The following is a 16,642-nucleotide window of genomic DNA, read 5'->3' on the forward strand; positions in this document are numbered from 1 at the left end:
TATGTCGATATTTAAGAAAAACTTCGCTACTGAAAATTTACCACAATATCTGAGTTTTGATGGCGTCGTCTCCGGATACGAACCATTTGCGATATATAAAATAGCGGCGGAAATCGGCAAAAAGGGGCCAATTCTTTATATTGCGCGCGACGGGCAGAAACTTGATGATCTGACGCATGCTTTGAGTTTTGTCGAGCCACAGATGCCGGTGGTGCAATTGCCTTCATGGGATTGTCTTCCCTATGACCGTGTTTCGCCAAATCCTGCAATTTCGGCAAAGAGGATGTCGGCGCTTACAAATATTTCTGCTCTGTTAAGAAACCCTCATCCGGCAATTATCCTGACTACTGCCAATGCAATTATGCAGAAGCTGCCTCCGCGTTCAATGGTTGAAGGCCAATCGATTACCGCGCGGCCCGGACAAAATCTCGACATGGACAAACTTGTTCATCACCTCGAGCATAACGGTTTCGAACGGGTATCGAGCGTGCGTGAAATTGGCGATTTTGCTGTGAGAGGCGGAATTGTCGATTTGTTTGCACCGGGAAGTGATGCACCAGTAAGACTGGATTTTTTTGGTGATACGCTTGAAACAGTACGTGCGTTTGATCCGGCAAGCCAAAGAACAACACAAACGCTCAAAGAATTCTCGCTGGAGCCGATGAGCGAGATAACTTTAACGCCCGAATTGATTAGCAAATTCCGCACAAATTATATCAGATCTTTCGGCGCAGCCAGTCCGAATGATGCGCTTTATGAAGCAATTTCGGAAGGCCGAAGGTTTTCCGGAATGGAACATTGGCTGCCCCTTTTTTACGATCATCTTGATACGATATTTGATTATATTGGTGATATTCCAGTGGTGTTTGATCATCTTGCCGAAGAGGCAATGGTCGAGCGTAATAAGCTTATCGAAGATTATTATGAGGCCCGCTTGGAACAACACGACCCGAAAGACTCTTCGACACCATATAATCCGGTAAAACCGGCAGAGCTCTATCTGACGCCTGAAGATATTGCTTCATTGTCTGAAAAAGTGCGACACCGGATTGACCTTACGCCGTTTAACAAACCGGAATCGTCAGGTCATCTGGTCCTTCATAGCAATGTTACGATCGGGCGGGATTTTGTTGAAGAACGCACCTCCGAAAACAAGAATTTATTTGAAAGCGTTGTCGATCATGTTGCGGAACTCCGCTCGAAGGGTCACAAGGTTCTCCTTACCGGCTGGAGTGAAGGATCGTTGGAGCGCCTGTTACAGGTGCTTGATGAACATGGCCTTAAAGGAATAGAAAAGGTTACATCTCTTCATTCCGTAAAAGTCACTCCCCGCGATCATATCACTGCAGCGGTGGTAACTGTCGAACACGGATTTGTTGCAGACGATCTGGTTGTTGTTGCCGAGCAGGATATATTAGGCGACCGGCTTGTGCGCTCTGCACGTCGGCGCAAACGCAATGCCGATTTCATTTCGGATATGACCACATTGAATAGTGGTGATATTGTTGTTCACGTTGATCATGGTATTGGTCGTTTTGTCGGCTTGAAGACGATTACAGCAGCCGGAGTTCCCCGCGATTGTCTGGAAATTCACTATGCTGATGAAGACCGGCTTTTTCTTCCTGTTGAAAATATCGAACTTTTGTCACGTTATGGCGGTGAGGGAACAAATGTTGTTCTTGATAAACTAGGCGGCGTTGCATGGCAGGCAAGAAAAGCAAAACTTAAAAAACGTTTGCTCGAAATTGCCGGTCAGCTTATTCACATCGCGGCCGAGCGCGAGATGCGCAATGCCCCTGTTCTTGTACCGCCAACCGGTAGCTATGACGAATTTGTTGCCCGTTTTCCCTATGATGAAACGGATGACCAATTGCGTGCTATTGATGCGGTTCTTGGCGATCTTGCAGCCGGAAAACCGATGGATCGGCTGATTTGTGGTGATGTCGGATTCGGCAAGACAGAAGTTGCAATCAGAGCCGCATTTGTTGCTGCATTAAATGGTTATCAAGTTGCCGTTGTGGTGCCGACAACGCTGTTGGCGCGCCAACACTATAAAACGTTCCAAGCCCGCTTTCAGGGATTACCTGTAAAAATCGGACAAGCATCGCGGCTAGTGGGAGCCAAAGAGCTTGCAGCCGTTAAAAATGGTGTGCGTGAAGGTACAGTTGATATTGTTATCGGAACGCACGCACTTCTTGGGTCGACTATGCAGTTTTCACGGCTTGGCTTGTTGGTTGTCGATGAGGAACAGAACTTTGGCGTTAAACAGAAAGAACGTCTGAAAGAACTGAAGACAGATATTCATGTGCTCACCCTTTCGGCAACTCCGATTCCGCGTACTCTACAACTGGCTTTGACCGGTGTCAGAGAGTTATCCCTTATTTCAACGCCACCCGTTGATCGTATGGCGGTAAGAACCTTTGTTTCGCCGTTTGATCCACTGATTGTGCGCGAAACGTTGATGCGTGAACATTATCGCGGGGGCCAGAGCTTCTATGTTTGCCCGCGAATTTCGGATTTGAAAGATGTTCAGGAATTTCTTGCCAACCACGTTCCCGAACTGAAAGTTACAGCAGCTCATGGTCAAATGCCTGCAGGCCAGCTTGATGATATTATGAATGCCTTTTATGACGGGCAATATGACGTGTTACTTTCAACCAGTATCGTTGAATCCGGTCTTGATATTCCTTCGGCCAATACATTGATCGTCCATCGTGCCGATATGTTCGGTCTTGCCGCTCTCTATCAATTACGTGGGCGGGTAGGGCGTTCAAAGCAAAGAGCCTATGCTTTGTTCACGCTTCCCAACCAGAAAGTTTTGACACCGGGTGCCGATCGGCGGCTGAAAGTCTTGCAATCTCTTGATAGTCTTGGAGCCGGTTTCCAGCTTGCAAGTCACGACATGGATATAAGGGGTGCCGGCAACCTTCTTGGTGAAGAACAATCAGGGCATATCAAAGAAGTCGGTTTCGAACTTTATCAACAAATGTTGGAAGAAGCGGTTGCCGAATTGAAAGACGGTACGGCTGTGAGTGAAAGCCAATGGTCACCGCAGATCTCGGTAGGGACGGCGGTTATGATACCGGATAATTATGTTCCCGACCTTCCATTGCGCCTTTCGCTTTATCGCCGGCTCGCAGAAATCGAAGATTTGGGTGATATTGATGCTTTTGGTGCCGAACTGATTGACAGGTTCGGCCCCTTGCCTGTTCCTGTACAGCACTTGCTCAAAGTCGTTTATATCAAGGCTCTATGTCGGCAAGCCAATGTTGAAAAGTTGGATGCCGGTCCGAAAGGCGTTGTTATCCAGTTCAGAGAAAACAACTTTGCTAACGGTGTCGGACTCATCAAATGGATTGGCGAGCAGGGAAGCATGGCCAAAATACGTCCTGACCAAAGCGTGGTCTTTATTCGTGATTGGCCGAATGCCGATCAGCGTTTGAACGGCGCTGCAACCGTCATGACCCAACTCGTAAAACTTTCAAAAGAAGGCGCAAAGAAATAGACTTTGCGTCTTCATTCGTAAGCTATTCCAACCGTGATTTACCGGTGTTGTTGATCCCGCATTAAAATGTTTTTGAATTTTATTTAATTAAAAGGACTTGTGGGATTACAACTGAACCCTATGTTAGCGATCTTCACTTGCTCCCGGTTCATAGCCGTCGGCAATTTGTTCAATAGTGTCGATTAATACCTCGGTTGGTTGCGCGCCCATAACCACATATTTTTTGTCGATAATAAATGATGGCACACCACGTACACCGATATAATAGGAATGGGCGCTGTCCTGTTTGATGGTATCTTTATCAATATCCGTCTCAAGCAATTTTTCTACAACGTCGGAACGCATTCCCACGCTTTTTGCTGCGTCAACCAATATAGCGTGATCACCAATATTCTGCCCTTGTTCAAAAAAGCGGGAAAAAAGTTCGGCAATGAGCTTCTCCTGTATACCTTTTTTATCCTGAGAAGCCCAATAAACCACGCGGTGGGCATCAAGAGAATTAGGCTCTGTTTTGATAGCAGCAAAATCGAATTCGATACCTTCCTGTTTACCAAGCTCAATTAACGTCCTCTCGGTCTCGTCAATTGCATTCTGGTTGCCCAGGACTTTCTTCATATGAATTGGATAGGGAATGCCTTCCGGCTTCATATTCGGATAAAGTTGGAATGGCGTCCATGATAGTTTTATCGTGATTTCCGGTAGTGCTGCTATTGCTTTGAAAAGTCTCTTGCGTCCAATGAAACACCAAGGGCAAACGAGATCCGAGATCATATTGATATAAATTGTTGGAGAACTCACTGTATTTTTCCTCTAGCGATGCCACCAGGCCGGTAAGCGATATCCATAAAGCGGGGTATAGGCCGGATATTCTATACGCGACCAATGTGCAACCCATTGGTCGGGCAAATGATAAAGCGGAAGATAGTAACTCCCCGAGATGAGTACACGATCAAGAGCTCTGACGGCTGCCGTAAAATCTTCATTCGAGCGGGCATCGAGCAAAGCTGAAATCATAGCATCAATTGCCGGATCGGATGTTCCGGAAAAATTGAAACTACCTTCAAGGTCGCGGGAAGAAGAGCCCCAACGATTGAGCTGCTCATTACCGGGCGAGAGTGATGCTTTTAATTTTCCGACAATCATGTCGTAGTCAAAAGAGGTTAACCGGTTTTGATATTGCGTATCATCAACCGTTCGCACGTCCACCCCGACACCAATTCTCACCAGTGAACGCTGATAGGCGAGTGCGATTTTTTCTTCTTCCAATGACTGGGTCATAATTTCAAAGTGAAGCGGTTGACCGTCCGGGCCGATTGCTTGCCGATTTTGCAGTTTATAACCTGCTTCCCGCAATAACTGCCAGGCTTTTTCGGCAGAGGCACGATCAATGCCGGAACCGTCGGTTTTCATATTATGCCATGTTCCGTCCATGACCTCGGGTAAAACGGCGTCAGGGTAGGGGCTTAAAAGTTGTTTTTCCTTGTCTGACGCCGGCCGTCCAACGGCAGAAAGTGTCGACCCACACCAGAAACCTTCCGTGCGGCTATAGACATCGTTAAAGAGATTATGGTTGACCCATTCAAAGTCAAACACAAGCGAAAGTGCCTGCCTTACTTTACGATCTTTAAAAATAGGCTTTCTGGTATTGAACACGAAGCCAATCATATCGGCCGGTGTTCCTTTTTTAAAACTTTCTTTGATAACGTCGCCATGACGCACAGCCGGAAAATTGTAGGACAACCGCCAGCGGTTCGGATTGGCCGGTTCTTCAAGAAAAACGTCCAAAATCCCCTTTTTGAAAGCCTCGAAACGGGTATTGTCATTACGGAAATATTCGATCTGAACCGTATCAAAGTTGTTCAAACCGCGGTTTACTGGCAAATCTTTTCCCCAATAATTGGGGTCACGTTCGTAAATTATGCGCTCGCCTGCATCAATATGGGAGATGATATAGGGGCCGCTTCCCGGAATAGGGGTAAGACCATTTTTTTCGAAATTTTCTACGTCGATTGCATGTTTTGGAAGAACAGGCATGCTGCTTGCCAAAATAAAAGGAAATTCACGATCTTTCGAATGTGGAAATTCCATTTTTACTGTCTGCTCGTCGAGCTTTTCAATATGTTCGATGCGCTTCATATAGCGGTCGAAAGGTGGTCGTCCCTTATTTTTTAAGAGATCGACTGTAAATAAGACATCGTCTGCCGTAATTGCAGTACCGTCTGAAAATCTGGCCTTGGGATTGAGATGGAATGTTATTTCGGTACGATCGTCATTCAATATAACGTTATCAGCAATTAAACCGTAAAGCGTAAATGGTTCATCACGCGTACGAACCATCAAACTTTCGTAAACGAGACCGCCAAATTGCTCGTCGGCAAATAAACCGCGTGCAGTTGTCCGGAAACTGCGAATAACAAAAGGATTGAGTCCGTCAAATGTACCGACCACTCCGTATGTGATCTTGCCACCTTTGGGAGCATCGGGATTGGCATAGGGAAAGTGATCGAAACCGGCACGTAAAGCGGGCGTTCCGTGCATTGCTATTCCGTTTTCGTTTGCCTGACAATTTTGCCCGAAACTCAAACAGAGAATCATAAAGAACAGACCGAGTTTATAGACAATGTTCATGTGAAACCCTTGGGAGCCGAATAATTCCGATTCGCCCAGTTTTAACCTGTCAGCGACTATTTGGGTGTGATTTATAATCAATTAGAATAAAAAATACCATTTTTAACCGTGGTTCATTAAATGGAGTGTGATTGGAAAAACACAAAGATCGGTGCAATTTATAATTTGTTCGCTTCTAACGCTGGATTTTTTGATTAATCTTGTGTAAATGCGGCTGTAAAGGAAGGAAACGTCATCCTGTTGCCCTAATTCTGCGTAGAGCTGTTATTAAAGAGGTTGATATTTACCTTTCGGGATTATTTATTTGCGCATTGAAAGGATTTGCCTGATCATGTCCCATAAAAGAACCTACGCTGCTATTTCCGCATTGGCTGGCGCTGCTGCTCTACTCGTTGCGTCACATAGCATCGCCAATGCTCAGGGCATGCCTCAGGGGTGGTATAAGGTTTGCAGCAAGCAACAGGATGTTGATGTTTGTAACACAATGAATACCGTTGTTTCTAACACCGGACAACCGCTGACGGCTGTAAATTTGGTTGAGGTCAAAGGAAAGCAGAACGAAAAGCGTATCGGTATTCAGGTACCGACAGGCCGTTTTATTCCTGAAGGCGTTCACATTCAGGTCGGTGATGGCCCTGTGAAGAAGATACCTTATGTTATCTGCAACGGCCCGAGCTGTATTGCTAATGATACATTTGATGACAAACTCATCAATGCTATGAAGACCGGCCAGAAATTGGTGGTAACAACCATCAACTTCCGCGGCACTCCTAACCCGATTGAAATTTCGCTAGACGGTTTCAGCGCTGCCTATACTGGTCCCGGTATGCAGGAAAAAGATTTTGAAGCTGAACAGATGAAGCTCCAGAAAGCCGTTCAAGCCAAGGAAAAACAGTTTGAAGACAAAATGCGCGCCGAACAGGAAAAAGCCAAGTCCGGCAATTGATGCTTCACTCTTCATTCAAATAATAGAAGGCCGCTTGCGGCCTTTTATTTTGCCTGAAAAATAGATTATTTAACTAATAGATAACCAATTCGAGTTTGCCTCAAAGCCTCAAAGCCTCAAAGCCTCAAAGCCTCAAAGCCTCAAAGCCTCAAAGCCTCAAAGCCTCAAAGCCTCAAAGCCTCAAAGCCTCAAAGCCTCAAAGCCTCAAAGCCTCAAAGCCTCAAAGCCTCAAAGCCTCAAATGCTGTCGAATGATCGAGTGTTTTCGGCTTGAAGGTTCGGGTATAAAGCTCCGCCGACTAATTGTTGAATTAAATAAAAGCTCAATTGGCAAGGAAATGTGGAGTGGCAACGAAAAGTGAAAAAGTATTTGGGGGCGGGCATGTGCTCGATTTTGTTGAGCCGATTTTGCTTCCAATTGAAGACACGCTAACGGTTTTCTAAAAAGCCCATCCCGTTAAGAAAACAGGTTTTAAAATCGATCTGCATGTCTATTCTTCTCTGTCAGGACAGTTGTCGTAAGGCACAAATAAATTAAGCTCCAGAATTTGTTTTTTCTGGAGCCTATGTCGGGTCAATCCATCAAGGTGATTTGTAATACAAATCGGATTAGAAAGAGATAGGATGAATCTTTTTTTAGATTGCCATTAACCTGCATGTGAATCGGCTATCGGTTTTTGGAACGCGTATCCCATGTCCCACGGGAAATAGATCCATGTATCCTGACTGACTTCGGTCACAAAAGTGTCAACGAGTGCGCGGCCTTTCGGTTTTGCATAAACTGTTGCGAAATGGGCCTTCGGAATCATGTCACGGACGATTTTTGCTGTTTTACCCGTGTCAGTCAAATCGTCGACAACGAGAACTCCTTCTCCATCATCGACTTTGACGTTGTCGCTAATTCCCTTAAGTATCTCCATTTCCGATTGGTGTCGGTAATCGTGATAAGATGCAATACATACAGTTTCTATAAGGCGAATCCCAAGTTCACGACAGATAATAGCAGCGGGAACCAAACCGCCGCGGGTGATGGCAACCATAGAACGCCATTCCTTTTTCTGGTCAGCAATACGCCACGCCAAGGCGCGTGCATCACGATGAAATTGATCCCAGCTTACGGGAAAAGCTTTATCCGGAAGCGACATACCAAGCTCCTAAATTTCCAAAAATTTTGATTGTGCCTTGTAATCCTTTTTTACCCTCCATATCAAGCAGTTAGCCATCAGTTATATCATTTGCCGATTAGAATCTGTGTCAGATCGGCTCGCAACCATAAAGTCACCGCAATCAGATGTTTGCGATTCGCAAGAATAGACATTGAACAAAGCGATGAACGATTGATGGTTAGAATCTGCATCGCGACAGCGAATTTACGATATGGGTTTTAATTCACCGAAACGATAAACCGGAAACCGGTTAAACCGGCTTTTTGTTCCGTTACAATAGACAATTATTGGCAATCAACGTTCGGCAGTACCGTAAAAAGTCAAACAAGATCGCGCTTTTTGGCGTTTGAGGGATCAGCAAAAATATGTAGTTAGCTGGTGTACTTATGTCGGGAAAAGCAAGAATTTTTAAACGAGTTGAAAATTTTTTGCTAAAAGGTGTTGACCTGACGCGATCTCGCCCGTATGTTCCGCCCACTTTCATCAGGTAATCACCTTAGTGAAAGAGCGCGTAGCTCAGCCGGTAGAGCAACTGACTTTTAATCAGTAGGTCCAGGGTTCGAATCCCTGCGCGCTCACCAGTTCATCATGAAGTTTGTTTTATATGGCTGGCCTGATTTACATTCTTTTCCGGTTAACAAAATTAGTTCTTTAAATCCACCCGGTCTGGATAGGTTTCCAAATTCTTGTTTTTACGCGCTATCCGCTTGTCCGTCAGCCTCGTTTTCACATTGGTCGGTATTGCAAAATTAAGAAGGGCGACCGGATTGGAAAAGCGCGTTTGTTAACGATATTTTAAGAAAGTCGGCTCACGCGCGTATACACTTCTTAAAGAATTATTAAAGATGTGTTAATCGAAACGGCATGAAATCTTATCCAACACGATAAGGCTCGGGAACGTGGGTAAATATGTCAAGGTTAATGACCGCCTCACGTCACCTTCTCTTATTGATGGTTAAATCAGACGGGTTAGTTGATGCTGTTAGAAGTTGAAAAGAATACAAAGAACAAAAGCAAGGTTTTTGCTCATGGTTTTTTTGTTTCAATCGTCGCAATAATGCTTTCAGCGTGTGCCAATCACGCAAAAGAAGTAGCAGACACAACGCCTGTCAAACCGGAAAGCAGCCAAGTCAAAGCTTATACAGTAATACCTGCTGCAAAACCGGCAACACCGCATTTGAGAAAAGCAGTACAGGCCGAAAATAGCTTCTATAAAGAAGGCAAGACTGCAAAGCCTGTAGCCTATCTTTCACCAGCCGAACGGGCATATAAAAAAGTCGGTCGTGCCTCATGGTATGGGGCAGCTTTCAACGGCCGTTTGACGGCGAATGGCGAGATTTATGATATGCATAATTTGACGGCCGCCCACCCGACAATGCCTCTTCCGAGTTACGCACGCGTAACAAATCTGGAAAATGGCGCTTCTATAATTGTTCGCGTCAATGACAGGGGGCCTTTTGCAGCTGATCGGGTTATTGACCTCTCTAAACAAGCAGCAACAATGCTCGATTATAAAGATGACGGTTTGGCTGACGTAAAAGTGGAATATGTCGGGCGGGCTCCCATTGAAGGGAATGATAACGAGTTTCTTATGGCGTCTTACAAGCCAGGCAATATCACTCCCGAGACATTGCTCGCTATGGCCGGGGTAAACCTTAATTTGCCGACGACACAGAATGCATCGGAAAATTCCAACATAGAAGCTGCTCCACAATTTAATGAGCAGACGACAATTGGAACGACTTACCCGAATTTACCGGACGTTGGACCTCTTCCTGCTTTCAAGCCGGAAAACTCCCAATTGGTGGCCTTTGCTGATCAGGCGATCAAGAACTCTAAAGATGACGTTTTCAATACCGTTCTCAATCACAATGACAATTTAAACTCTGTTCCTGTTTCGAAGGACTCTTCTGCAAATAAAGCTGGAAAACCGGCCGACAAAAACGACATGAAAGAGAGCACAAAAACAACTGTTGGAAAAGATTTGCGAAAGCCGAGGTAAAGTCGACGGCAAGACGTGGAAAAGCAGCCGTTGGAACACCGGATCATGGTCTTGAACTGGCTTGGGCAACAGGTGTGAGTGAAGCTTTCAGTTTTGCTAGTGTCCGTTAAGCACTTGAGTGAACCGCTGGTTTGTGCTGAAAACAAATCACGGAGATCAATGATGCGCTCAACCCTTATCAAACTGTTATTGTCCATTCTTTTCGCTTTTGTAACGTCGAAATCTTTCGGTCAAAATTTTGAAGTTTCAGCCACTCAAGCGATCATGATTGACGGTGAGACAGGGTCGATACTTTATCAGAAAAGCCCTCACACGAAATTTGAACCTGCATCTCTTGCCAAACTGATGACTGCGGAAGTGGTTTTTCATCTGCTCGATAGTGGCGCATTATGTGAAGACCAGCTTTTTCACATCAGCATTAACGCGTGGAGGACCGGAGGTGCACCATCGCGGACAAATACAATGTTTGCTCCGGTTAATAGTGATATAAGCGTTCTTGATTTGCTGCGCGGCATGATCATCGTAAACGGCAATGATGCGGCAATTGCTTTGGCGGAAGGTATTTCCGGCAGTGAAGAAAAATTTGCTGATCTTATGAATGAACGAGCCAAAGAATTGGGGCTGAATTCAAGCCATTTTGTAAATGCAACCGGATTACCGCAAAATGGCCAATATACCACCGCCAGCGATATTGTAAGATTATCACGATATATAGCGACGCATTATCCGAAATATTTCAAAATTTATTCCGAGCCGGAAATAACCTGGAGCAGAATTACCCAACGTAATAAAAATCCCCTTTTTGCTTTGGATATTGGTGCTCAAGGCTTTGCAAATGCCTATAGCGACAATTCAGGATTTTCTATATCTTCAGTTATCGAGAATAATAACAGACAACTTTTTCTGGTTTTAAACGGTATTAAAAAAGAAAAAGATAGGCCAACCGAAGCCGCGAAATTATTGAACTGGGGAATGAATGCGTTCGAATTCAAACAGGTTTTTCCGAAAGATGTGATTGTTGGTTACGCACGTGTTTTTGGCGGCGTGAAGCCGGTTGTCCCGCTTTCAGTCAAGGAACCTGTCGACATTTTGATGAATGTCGAAAAAAAACCGGTCATATCGGCCAGGATTGTTTATCATGGACCACTGGACGCGCCTATATCGCCTAATGTTGAAGTCGGTAAATTACAAATATTGGCGAATAAAACCGTCCTTCTGGAAAAGCCGGTTTTTACTGCTGATGAAGTTCATGAGACAGGACTTGTCGGAAAAGCCAAAGATGCCTTATATGAACTGACAATCGGTTGGCTAAGAAAATATATTTGATCTGTCATAAATAATATTCAGGATTTCAAAGTGAGTGGCTATTTTTTTACATTCGAGGGTGGAGAGGGTGCAGGAAAGTCTACTCAAATCAGTCTATTAGGACATTTCCTTAAACAAAAGGGTTATGACGTGGTTGTTACCCGTGAACCCGGTGGAACTGAAGGTGGTGAGGCGATAAGGCATGTCCTTCTTTCGGGAAGTGCTTTGAAAGCCGGTAAACTTTTCGAAGCTACACTTTTTGCCGCCGCACGCATTGATCACGTAAACGAAGTCATCGAACCGGCATTAAAAGAAGGAAAAATTGTTTTGTGTGACCGGTTCATTGATTCGACGAGAGTTTATCAGGGGGCAAACGGCGAGAATATTAACCAATATCTCGACATACTCGAGAAATCGGCAATTCATGGACATATGCCCGATATCACTTTATACTGGATTTGCCGGCAAAAGCAGGTATGGAAAGAGCTGATAAACGGCGTGGAAAGGGCACGAATGCAGACCGTTTTGAAAAAGATGCTCTTACGGTTCAAGAAGCTCGCAGGCAAGCTTTCCTGAAGATAGCGGAAGCAGAACCGCAAAGATGTTATGTTATCGATGCAACCCGGGATATTAATGACATCGCGAAAAAAATAGAAAATATAACTTTGCTTTTTTTGGACAGGAAAAAAGATGCCAGCACTTGAAACGCCAAGACAATATGATGACATTGATGGCGTTATCCGTCCTTCGCAAAACACACATATCTTTGGTCATAATGGCGTAATAAGCTCGCTCGGCAGCATGCGCAAAGAGGGGCGTCTCCATCACGCCCTGTTGTTTGAAGGCCCGCTTGGTATCGGAAAGGCAACATTAGCTTACCATCTAACATGGAACATTCTTTCCTCGGCTTCCGGAGATTTTGTAGCACCCGAGGAGAGCTCGCCGATTTGGCGGCAAATTGCGCAGGGCAGTCATCCTTCCGTTATCCATATTTCAAGGCGATATGACAACAAAACAGAACGCTTCAATACCGGTATAACGATTGACGATATAAGAGAAATCAACCGGTTTTTAGGTCAAACCTCCTATAATGGTGGCTGGCGAGTCGTGATCATCGATACCGCTGACGATATGAATAGGGCTGCCGCAAACGGCGTTTTGAAAACCCTTGAAGAACCACCAGAAAAAACGCTTTTTATTCTTATATCGAATTCGTCGGGACGTTTATTACCGACAATCCGTTCGCGCTGTCATCTCGTCAAATTTCGTCCACTTGATTACGATAATATGGAAAAAGCGCTCCACCATATTCTGGTAAACCAGTTACCACAGACATCTGAATTGGACGCAATCATAGCAGAATCCGAGGGAAGTGTCAGAAAAGCAGCTCTATTGATATGTTATGGCGGAATGGAAATTATCCGTGTTCAACGGGAAATATTGAATGGGTCGGTCTTTGATGTCGTTAAAGCTCAGACAATTGCACAAGCCTTATCGGGGCGCGACGCTATCATTCAATTTCACCAGTTTTGCGATAATTTGCTTTCTATTATCTCATCAAAAGCGATGAAAGCAGGGCTTGGCGGGAATTCGTTGCTAAGTAACCGCTATGCCGATGCTTGGAAAAATGTTGCTGACGAGATCGCAAAAACAGAAGCATTTAATCTGGATAAAAAACAATTTGTGATTAATGTTCTTTATAAACTTCATAAATTGATTGCGGAAGATGTCTGACTATTTGGTTTTTCCGTGACAAGTGCCTCAACTATCGCTATGTCAGATGAAAAGCTGATATTGATATAGTTGGATATCCGATGCGTGAAAAATTTTATATAACAACACCGATTTTTTATCCGAATGGCAATCCCCATATAGGTCATGCCTATAACGCTATTGCAACAGATGCTATGGCACGTTTTGAACGAGCCAATGGCAAGGATGTGTTTTTTCTTTCCGGCACCGACGAGCATGGTTTAAAAATGCAGCAGACTGCCGAAAAACTGGGATTGACACCACTGGAGCTGGCGGACCGTAACAGCGCCGTATTTCAAAAAATGCTCAAGACATTGAATGTCTCGAATGATGACTTTATTCGCACAACCGAAAAGCGCCATTATGATGCCTGTCAGGCCATCTGGAAGTTGATGGAAGAAAACGGCGACATTTATCTTGATCGTTATTCGGGCTGGTATTCTGTGCGTCAGGAAGCTTACTATGACGAGAGCGACACTGAAGTAGGGGAAGATGGAGTCCGGCGGGAAAAAGAAGTCGGTTCACCGGTGGAATGGAATGAAGAGGAAAGCTATTTTTTCCGTCTGTCTAAATATGAAGATCGTTTATTGGAATTTTACGAAAAAAATCCCGACTTCATTGGTCCGAATGAGCGCCGGAACGAAATTATCAGTTTTGTGAAATCCGGTCTGAAAGACCTTTCTATATCCCGTACAACATTCAATTGGGGAATACCGGTACCGGGTAACCCCAAACATGTCATGTATGTGTGGGTCGATGCGCTGACAAACTATCTGACAGCCACCGGCTTTCCGAACAAGAATACGCCAAGGTCGGATTTTTGGCCTGCGAATGCCCATATCATCGGTAAAGATATTATTCGCTTTCATGCAATCTATTGGCCGGCATTTTTAATGTCGGCGGGGATTGCGCTTCCGAAGCGTGTTTTTGCACACGGATTTTTATTGAACCGTGGGGAAAAAATGTCGAAATCAGTCGGAAATGTTATTGATCCGTTCAAGATGGTTGAACATTACGGCCTTGATCAGGTGCGCTATTTCTTTCTGCGGGAAGTGCCGTTCGGGCAGGATGGAAGTTATAGTCACGATGCTATTGTCAATCGGACAAACGCTGATCTCGCCAATGATCTTGGTAATCTCGCGCAGAGATCACTTTCGATGATTATGAAAAACTGTGATGGCCTTGTACCGGTTCCTGACAAATTTCTTAAGCAGGATAGCGAGCTTTTGGATAAATGCAAAAACGCGCTTCAAACAGCTCGTGAAACAATGGCAAAGCAAGCACCGCATTTGGCTTTAAGTGCCATTTTCGCAGTTATTTCGGATGCGAATCGTTATTTTGCTGGCGAAGAACCGTGGGCACTAAAAAAGACGGATTTCAAACGCTTCTCGACGGTTCTTTATGTAACAGTTGAAGTACTGAGAGAAGTTGGCATTTTGCTTTGTCCTTTCATTCCGCAATCAGCTTCAAAACTCCTTGATTTGCTGGCAATTGATCAAAACGAACGTATGCTTGATGATATAGTTAGCCGGAAAATTGTTCCGGAAACGAAATTGCCGGCACCAGAGCCGGTATTTCCACGTTACGTTCCCACAGAAGACGAAGATTGACCATGCTTGTCGATACACATTGCCATCTGGATTTCGAGACTTTCAGCAAAGAGCTCGATGATGTCGTCGATCGTGCTCATCAGGCCGGCGTGGCTCGGATGATCACTATTTCCACGCTTGTTCGGGATATGGACAAGCTGTTCGATATAACAGAGCGGTTCGAGGATGTGTATTGCTCGGTTGGCACACATCCGAGTTCTTCTCATGACGAAAATGACACGACAGCCGAAAAACTTCTGGAATTTGCAAAAAATCCGAAAGTCGTGGCGATAGGCGAGGTGGGGCTCGATTACCATTATGACGATGCTACACCCGCGGAGCAAAAACGTAATTTTCACGAACATATCGTTGCAGCCCGCGAAAGCCTTTTGCCACTCGTTATCCATACACGCGATGCCGACAATGACACGCGCGACATTCTAGTTGAAGAAACAAAAAAGGGAAGATTTCCTTTCATCCTTCATAGTTTTTCATCCGGAGATGAGCTTGCACAAACGGCACTGGAACTTGGCGGATATATCTCGTTTTCAGGCATATTGACGTTCAAAAATGCTGAAAATGTCCGCCAGATTGCCAAAACCGTGCCAATAGAACGAGTGTTGGTCGAAACCGATTCACCTTATCTCGCGCCGGTGCCATTCAGGGGCAAGACAAATGAACCTTCCTTTGTCAAACAGACTGCGTTAGTATTGGCTGATGTTCTTGGTGTCCCGTTTGATGAAATAGCCAAGCACACCACGGAGAATGCTTACCGTATTTTCTCCAAGATGAAATAGGACAAGATTTATGCAAGATCGCTACAAGTTTACAATACTTGGTTGCGGCTCCTCGCCGGGCGTTCCCCGTGCTAATGGTGATTGGGGGGCATGCAACCCCGATAATCCGAAAAATTATCGCTATCGGGCATCGATATTGGTTGAACGTATCAAGGAAAATGGAGATCGAACAACTGTTGTTGTCGACACAGGGCCGGACTTCCGTTCGCAGATGGTTGACCATCATGTTCATGAAATAACGTCTGTCGTCTATACTCATCCTCATGCAGATCATATTCACGGAATTGATGATTTGAGGACTTATGCAATAAGCCAACATCATCTTATGAATATCTATGCCGATGACGAGACATACCAAAGACTGGACGAAGCATTCGGCTATTGTTTCAAAACGCCGGAAGGGTCGAATTATCCTCCGATTTTAAATCGTATAAAAATCACCCCTTACAACAAATTCACGATAGTGGGTGCGGGCGGGCCGATAACCCTTATGCCTGTTTTACAAATACACGGGGATATCCACTCGCTCGGTTTCCGGTTGGATAACGTCGCCTATTGTACCGATGTGAATGCTTTTCCTGAAGAGACACCACAATATCTCGAAAACCTTGATGTGTTGATTATCGGTGCTCTGCAATATCGCCCTCATCCAAGTCATTTTTCCGTCGACCAAGCGGTTGAATGGGGTAAAAAACTCAATGCCAAGCGGGTTATTTTGACACATATGCATATTGCTCTGGATTATGACGAGGTGGCGAAATATACACCCGACAATGTCGAACCAGCCTATCAAGGACTAACTTTCGAGGTCGATGCAAAATAGGCCCATTGAATAAAAATGCCGGCACAATATTCTCGGTTAAAAAACATCCAGATGTCGGCATTTTTTCTGCAAGATGTCGGGTAATATAATCACATATTACGGTGATGATTACATGGCACTGTGAAAACTT

General features: G+C 44.8%; 12 protein-coding genes and 1 tRNA gene. 10 read left to right on the forward strand and 3 right to left on the reverse strand.

Features of this window, described 5'->3' with window-relative positions; genetic code table 11:
• Position 1 precedes the first annotated feature (1 nt).
• Positions 2-3,505, forward strand: coding sequence for a transcription-repair coupling factor (mfd, locus tag BBC0178_RS05780; RefSeq protein ID WP_078039505.1), 3,504 nt, complete (start codon positions 2-4; stop codon positions 3,503-3,505).
• A gap of 123 nt (positions 3,506-3,628) precedes the next feature.
• Here mfd and BBC0178_RS05785 read toward each other — a convergent pair whose 3' ends face one another.
• On the reverse strand, positions 3,629-4,303 hold the full coding sequence (locus BBC0178_RS05785; protein ID WP_188317777.1) for a DsbA family oxidoreductase: 675 nt from the start codon (positions 4,301-4,303) through the stop codon (positions 3,629-3,631).
• 12 nt (positions 4,304-4,315) lie between these two features.
• Positions 4,316-6,100, reverse strand: coding sequence for an extracellular solute-binding protein (locus tag BBC0178_RS05790; protein ID WP_418214915.1), 1,785 nt, complete (start codon positions 6,098-6,100; stop codon positions 4,316-4,318).
• Positions 6,101-6,464: 364 nt separating this feature from the next.
• Here BBC0178_RS05790 and BBC0178_RS05795 point away from each other — a divergent pair, with 364 nt between their 5' ends.
• Entirely contained in the window at positions 6,465-7,079 is a 615-nt protein-coding gene (locus tag BBC0178_RS05795) for an invasion associated locus B family protein (RefSeq protein ID WP_077971483.1), read from the forward strand.
• A gap of 646 nt (positions 7,080-7,725) precedes the next feature.
• Here BBC0178_RS05795 and gpt read toward each other — a convergent pair.
• Positions 7,726-8,223: a xanthine phosphoribosyltransferase gene (gene gpt / locus BBC0178_RS05800; protein ID WP_078039507.1), complete on the reverse strand. Its 498-nt coding sequence runs from the start codon at positions 8,221-8,223 to the stop codon at positions 7,726-7,728.
• Between the two features lie 526 nt (positions 8,224-8,749).
• Here gpt and BBC0178_RS05805 point away from each other — a divergent pair.
• The 8 genes from BBC0178_RS05805 (at position 8,750) to BBC0178_RS05840 (ending at position 16,512) form a co-directional block, all read left to right on the forward strand.
• A tRNA-Lys gene (locus BBC0178_RS05805) sits at positions 8,750-8,825 on the forward strand.
• 395 nt (positions 8,826-9,220) lie between these two features.
• The gene (locus tag BBC0178_RS05810; RefSeq protein WP_149867426.1) at positions 9,221-10,246 is read left to right on the forward strand and encodes a septal ring lytic transglycosylase RlpA family protein; all 1,026 of its coding nucleotides are present in this window, start codon (positions 9,221-9,223) and stop codon (positions 10,244-10,246) included.
• A gap of 159 nt (positions 10,247-10,405) precedes the next feature.
• Positions 10,406-11,572: a D-alanyl-D-alanine carboxypeptidase family protein gene (locus BBC0178_RS05815; protein WP_335617872.1), complete on the forward strand. Its 1,167-nt coding sequence runs from the start codon at positions 10,406-10,408 to the stop codon at positions 11,570-11,572.
• A gap of 30 nt (positions 11,573-11,602) precedes the next feature.
• The gene (tmk, locus tag BBC0178_RS05820; RefSeq protein WP_250638113.1) at positions 11,603-12,127 is read left to right on the forward strand and encodes a dTMP kinase; all 525 of its coding nucleotides are present in this window, start codon (positions 11,603-11,605) and stop codon (positions 12,125-12,127) included.
• A gap of 114 nt (positions 12,128-12,241) precedes the next feature.
• Positions 12,242-13,285 carry a DNA polymerase III subunit delta' gene (locus BBC0178_RS05825; RefSeq protein ID WP_078039509.1) on the forward strand — a complete coding sequence of 348 codons (1,044 nt, stop codon included), beginning with the start codon at positions 12,242-12,244 and terminating at the stop codon, positions 13,283-13,285.
• An 80-nt stretch (positions 13,286-13,365) separates the two neighbouring features.
• A complete protein-coding gene (gene metG / locus BBC0178_RS05830; RefSeq protein WP_078039510.1) occupies positions 13,366-14,913 on the forward strand; it encodes a methionine--tRNA ligase in 1,548 nt (515 codons plus the stop codon).
• 2 nt (positions 14,914-14,915) lie between these two features.
• Positions 14,916-15,689: a TatD family hydrolase gene (locus BBC0178_RS05835; protein ID WP_078039511.1), complete on the forward strand. Its 774-nt coding sequence runs from the start codon at positions 14,916-14,918 to the stop codon at positions 15,687-15,689.
• 10 nt (positions 15,690-15,699) lie between these two features.
• Positions 15,700-16,512 carry an MBL fold metallo-hydrolase gene (locus tag BBC0178_RS05840; protein WP_078039512.1) on the forward strand — a complete coding sequence of 271 codons (813 nt, stop codon included), beginning with the start codon at positions 15,700-15,702 and terminating at the stop codon, positions 16,510-16,512.
• Positions 16,513-16,642: the final 130 nt, after the last annotated feature.

It is taken from the genome of Ditibartonella apihabitans (assembly GCF_002007485.1).
Classification (GTDB): Bacteria; Pseudomonadota; Alphaproteobacteria; order Rhizobiales; family Rhizobiaceae; genus Bartonella; species Bartonella apihabitans.

Excerpts from the sequence above, each read along its gene's own strand:
- mfd (WP_078039505.1), top strand. The coding sequence starts at position 2 with ATGTCGATATTTAAGAAAAACTTCGCTACTGAAAATTTACCACAATAT.
- BBC0178_RS05790 (WP_418214915.1), bottom strand. The coding sequence starts at position 6,100 with ATGATTCTCTGTTTGAGTTTCGGGCAAAATTGTCAGGCAAACGAAAAC.
- BBC0178_RS05795 (WP_077971483.1), top strand. The coding sequence starts at position 6,465 with ATGTCCCATAAAAGAACCTACGCTGCTATTTCCGCATTGGCTGGCGCT.
- gpt (WP_078039507.1), bottom strand. The coding sequence starts at position 8,223 with ATGTCGCTTCCGGATAAAGCTTTTCCCGTAAGCTGGGATCAATTTCAT.
- BBC0178_RS05810 (WP_149867426.1), top strand. The coding sequence starts at position 9,221 with ATGCTGTTAGAAGTTGAAAAGAATACAAAGAACAAAAGCAAGGTTTTT.
- BBC0178_RS05815 (WP_335617872.1), top strand. The coding sequence starts at position 10,406 with ATGATGCGCTCAACCCTTATCAAACTGTTATTGTCCATTCTTTTCGCT.
- BBC0178_RS05825 (WP_078039509.1), top strand. The coding sequence starts at position 12,242 with ATGCCAGCACTTGAAACGCCAAGACAATATGATGACATTGATGGCGTT.
- metG (WP_078039510.1), top strand. The coding sequence starts at position 13,366 with ATGCGTGAAAAATTTTATATAACAACACCGATTTTTTATCCGAATGGC.
- BBC0178_RS05835 (WP_078039511.1), top strand. The coding sequence starts at position 14,916 with ATGCTTGTCGATACACATTGCCATCTGGATTTCGAGACTTTCAGCAAA.
- BBC0178_RS05840 (WP_078039512.1), top strand. The coding sequence starts at position 15,700 with ATGCAAGATCGCTACAAGTTTACAATACTTGGTTGCGGCTCCTCGCCG.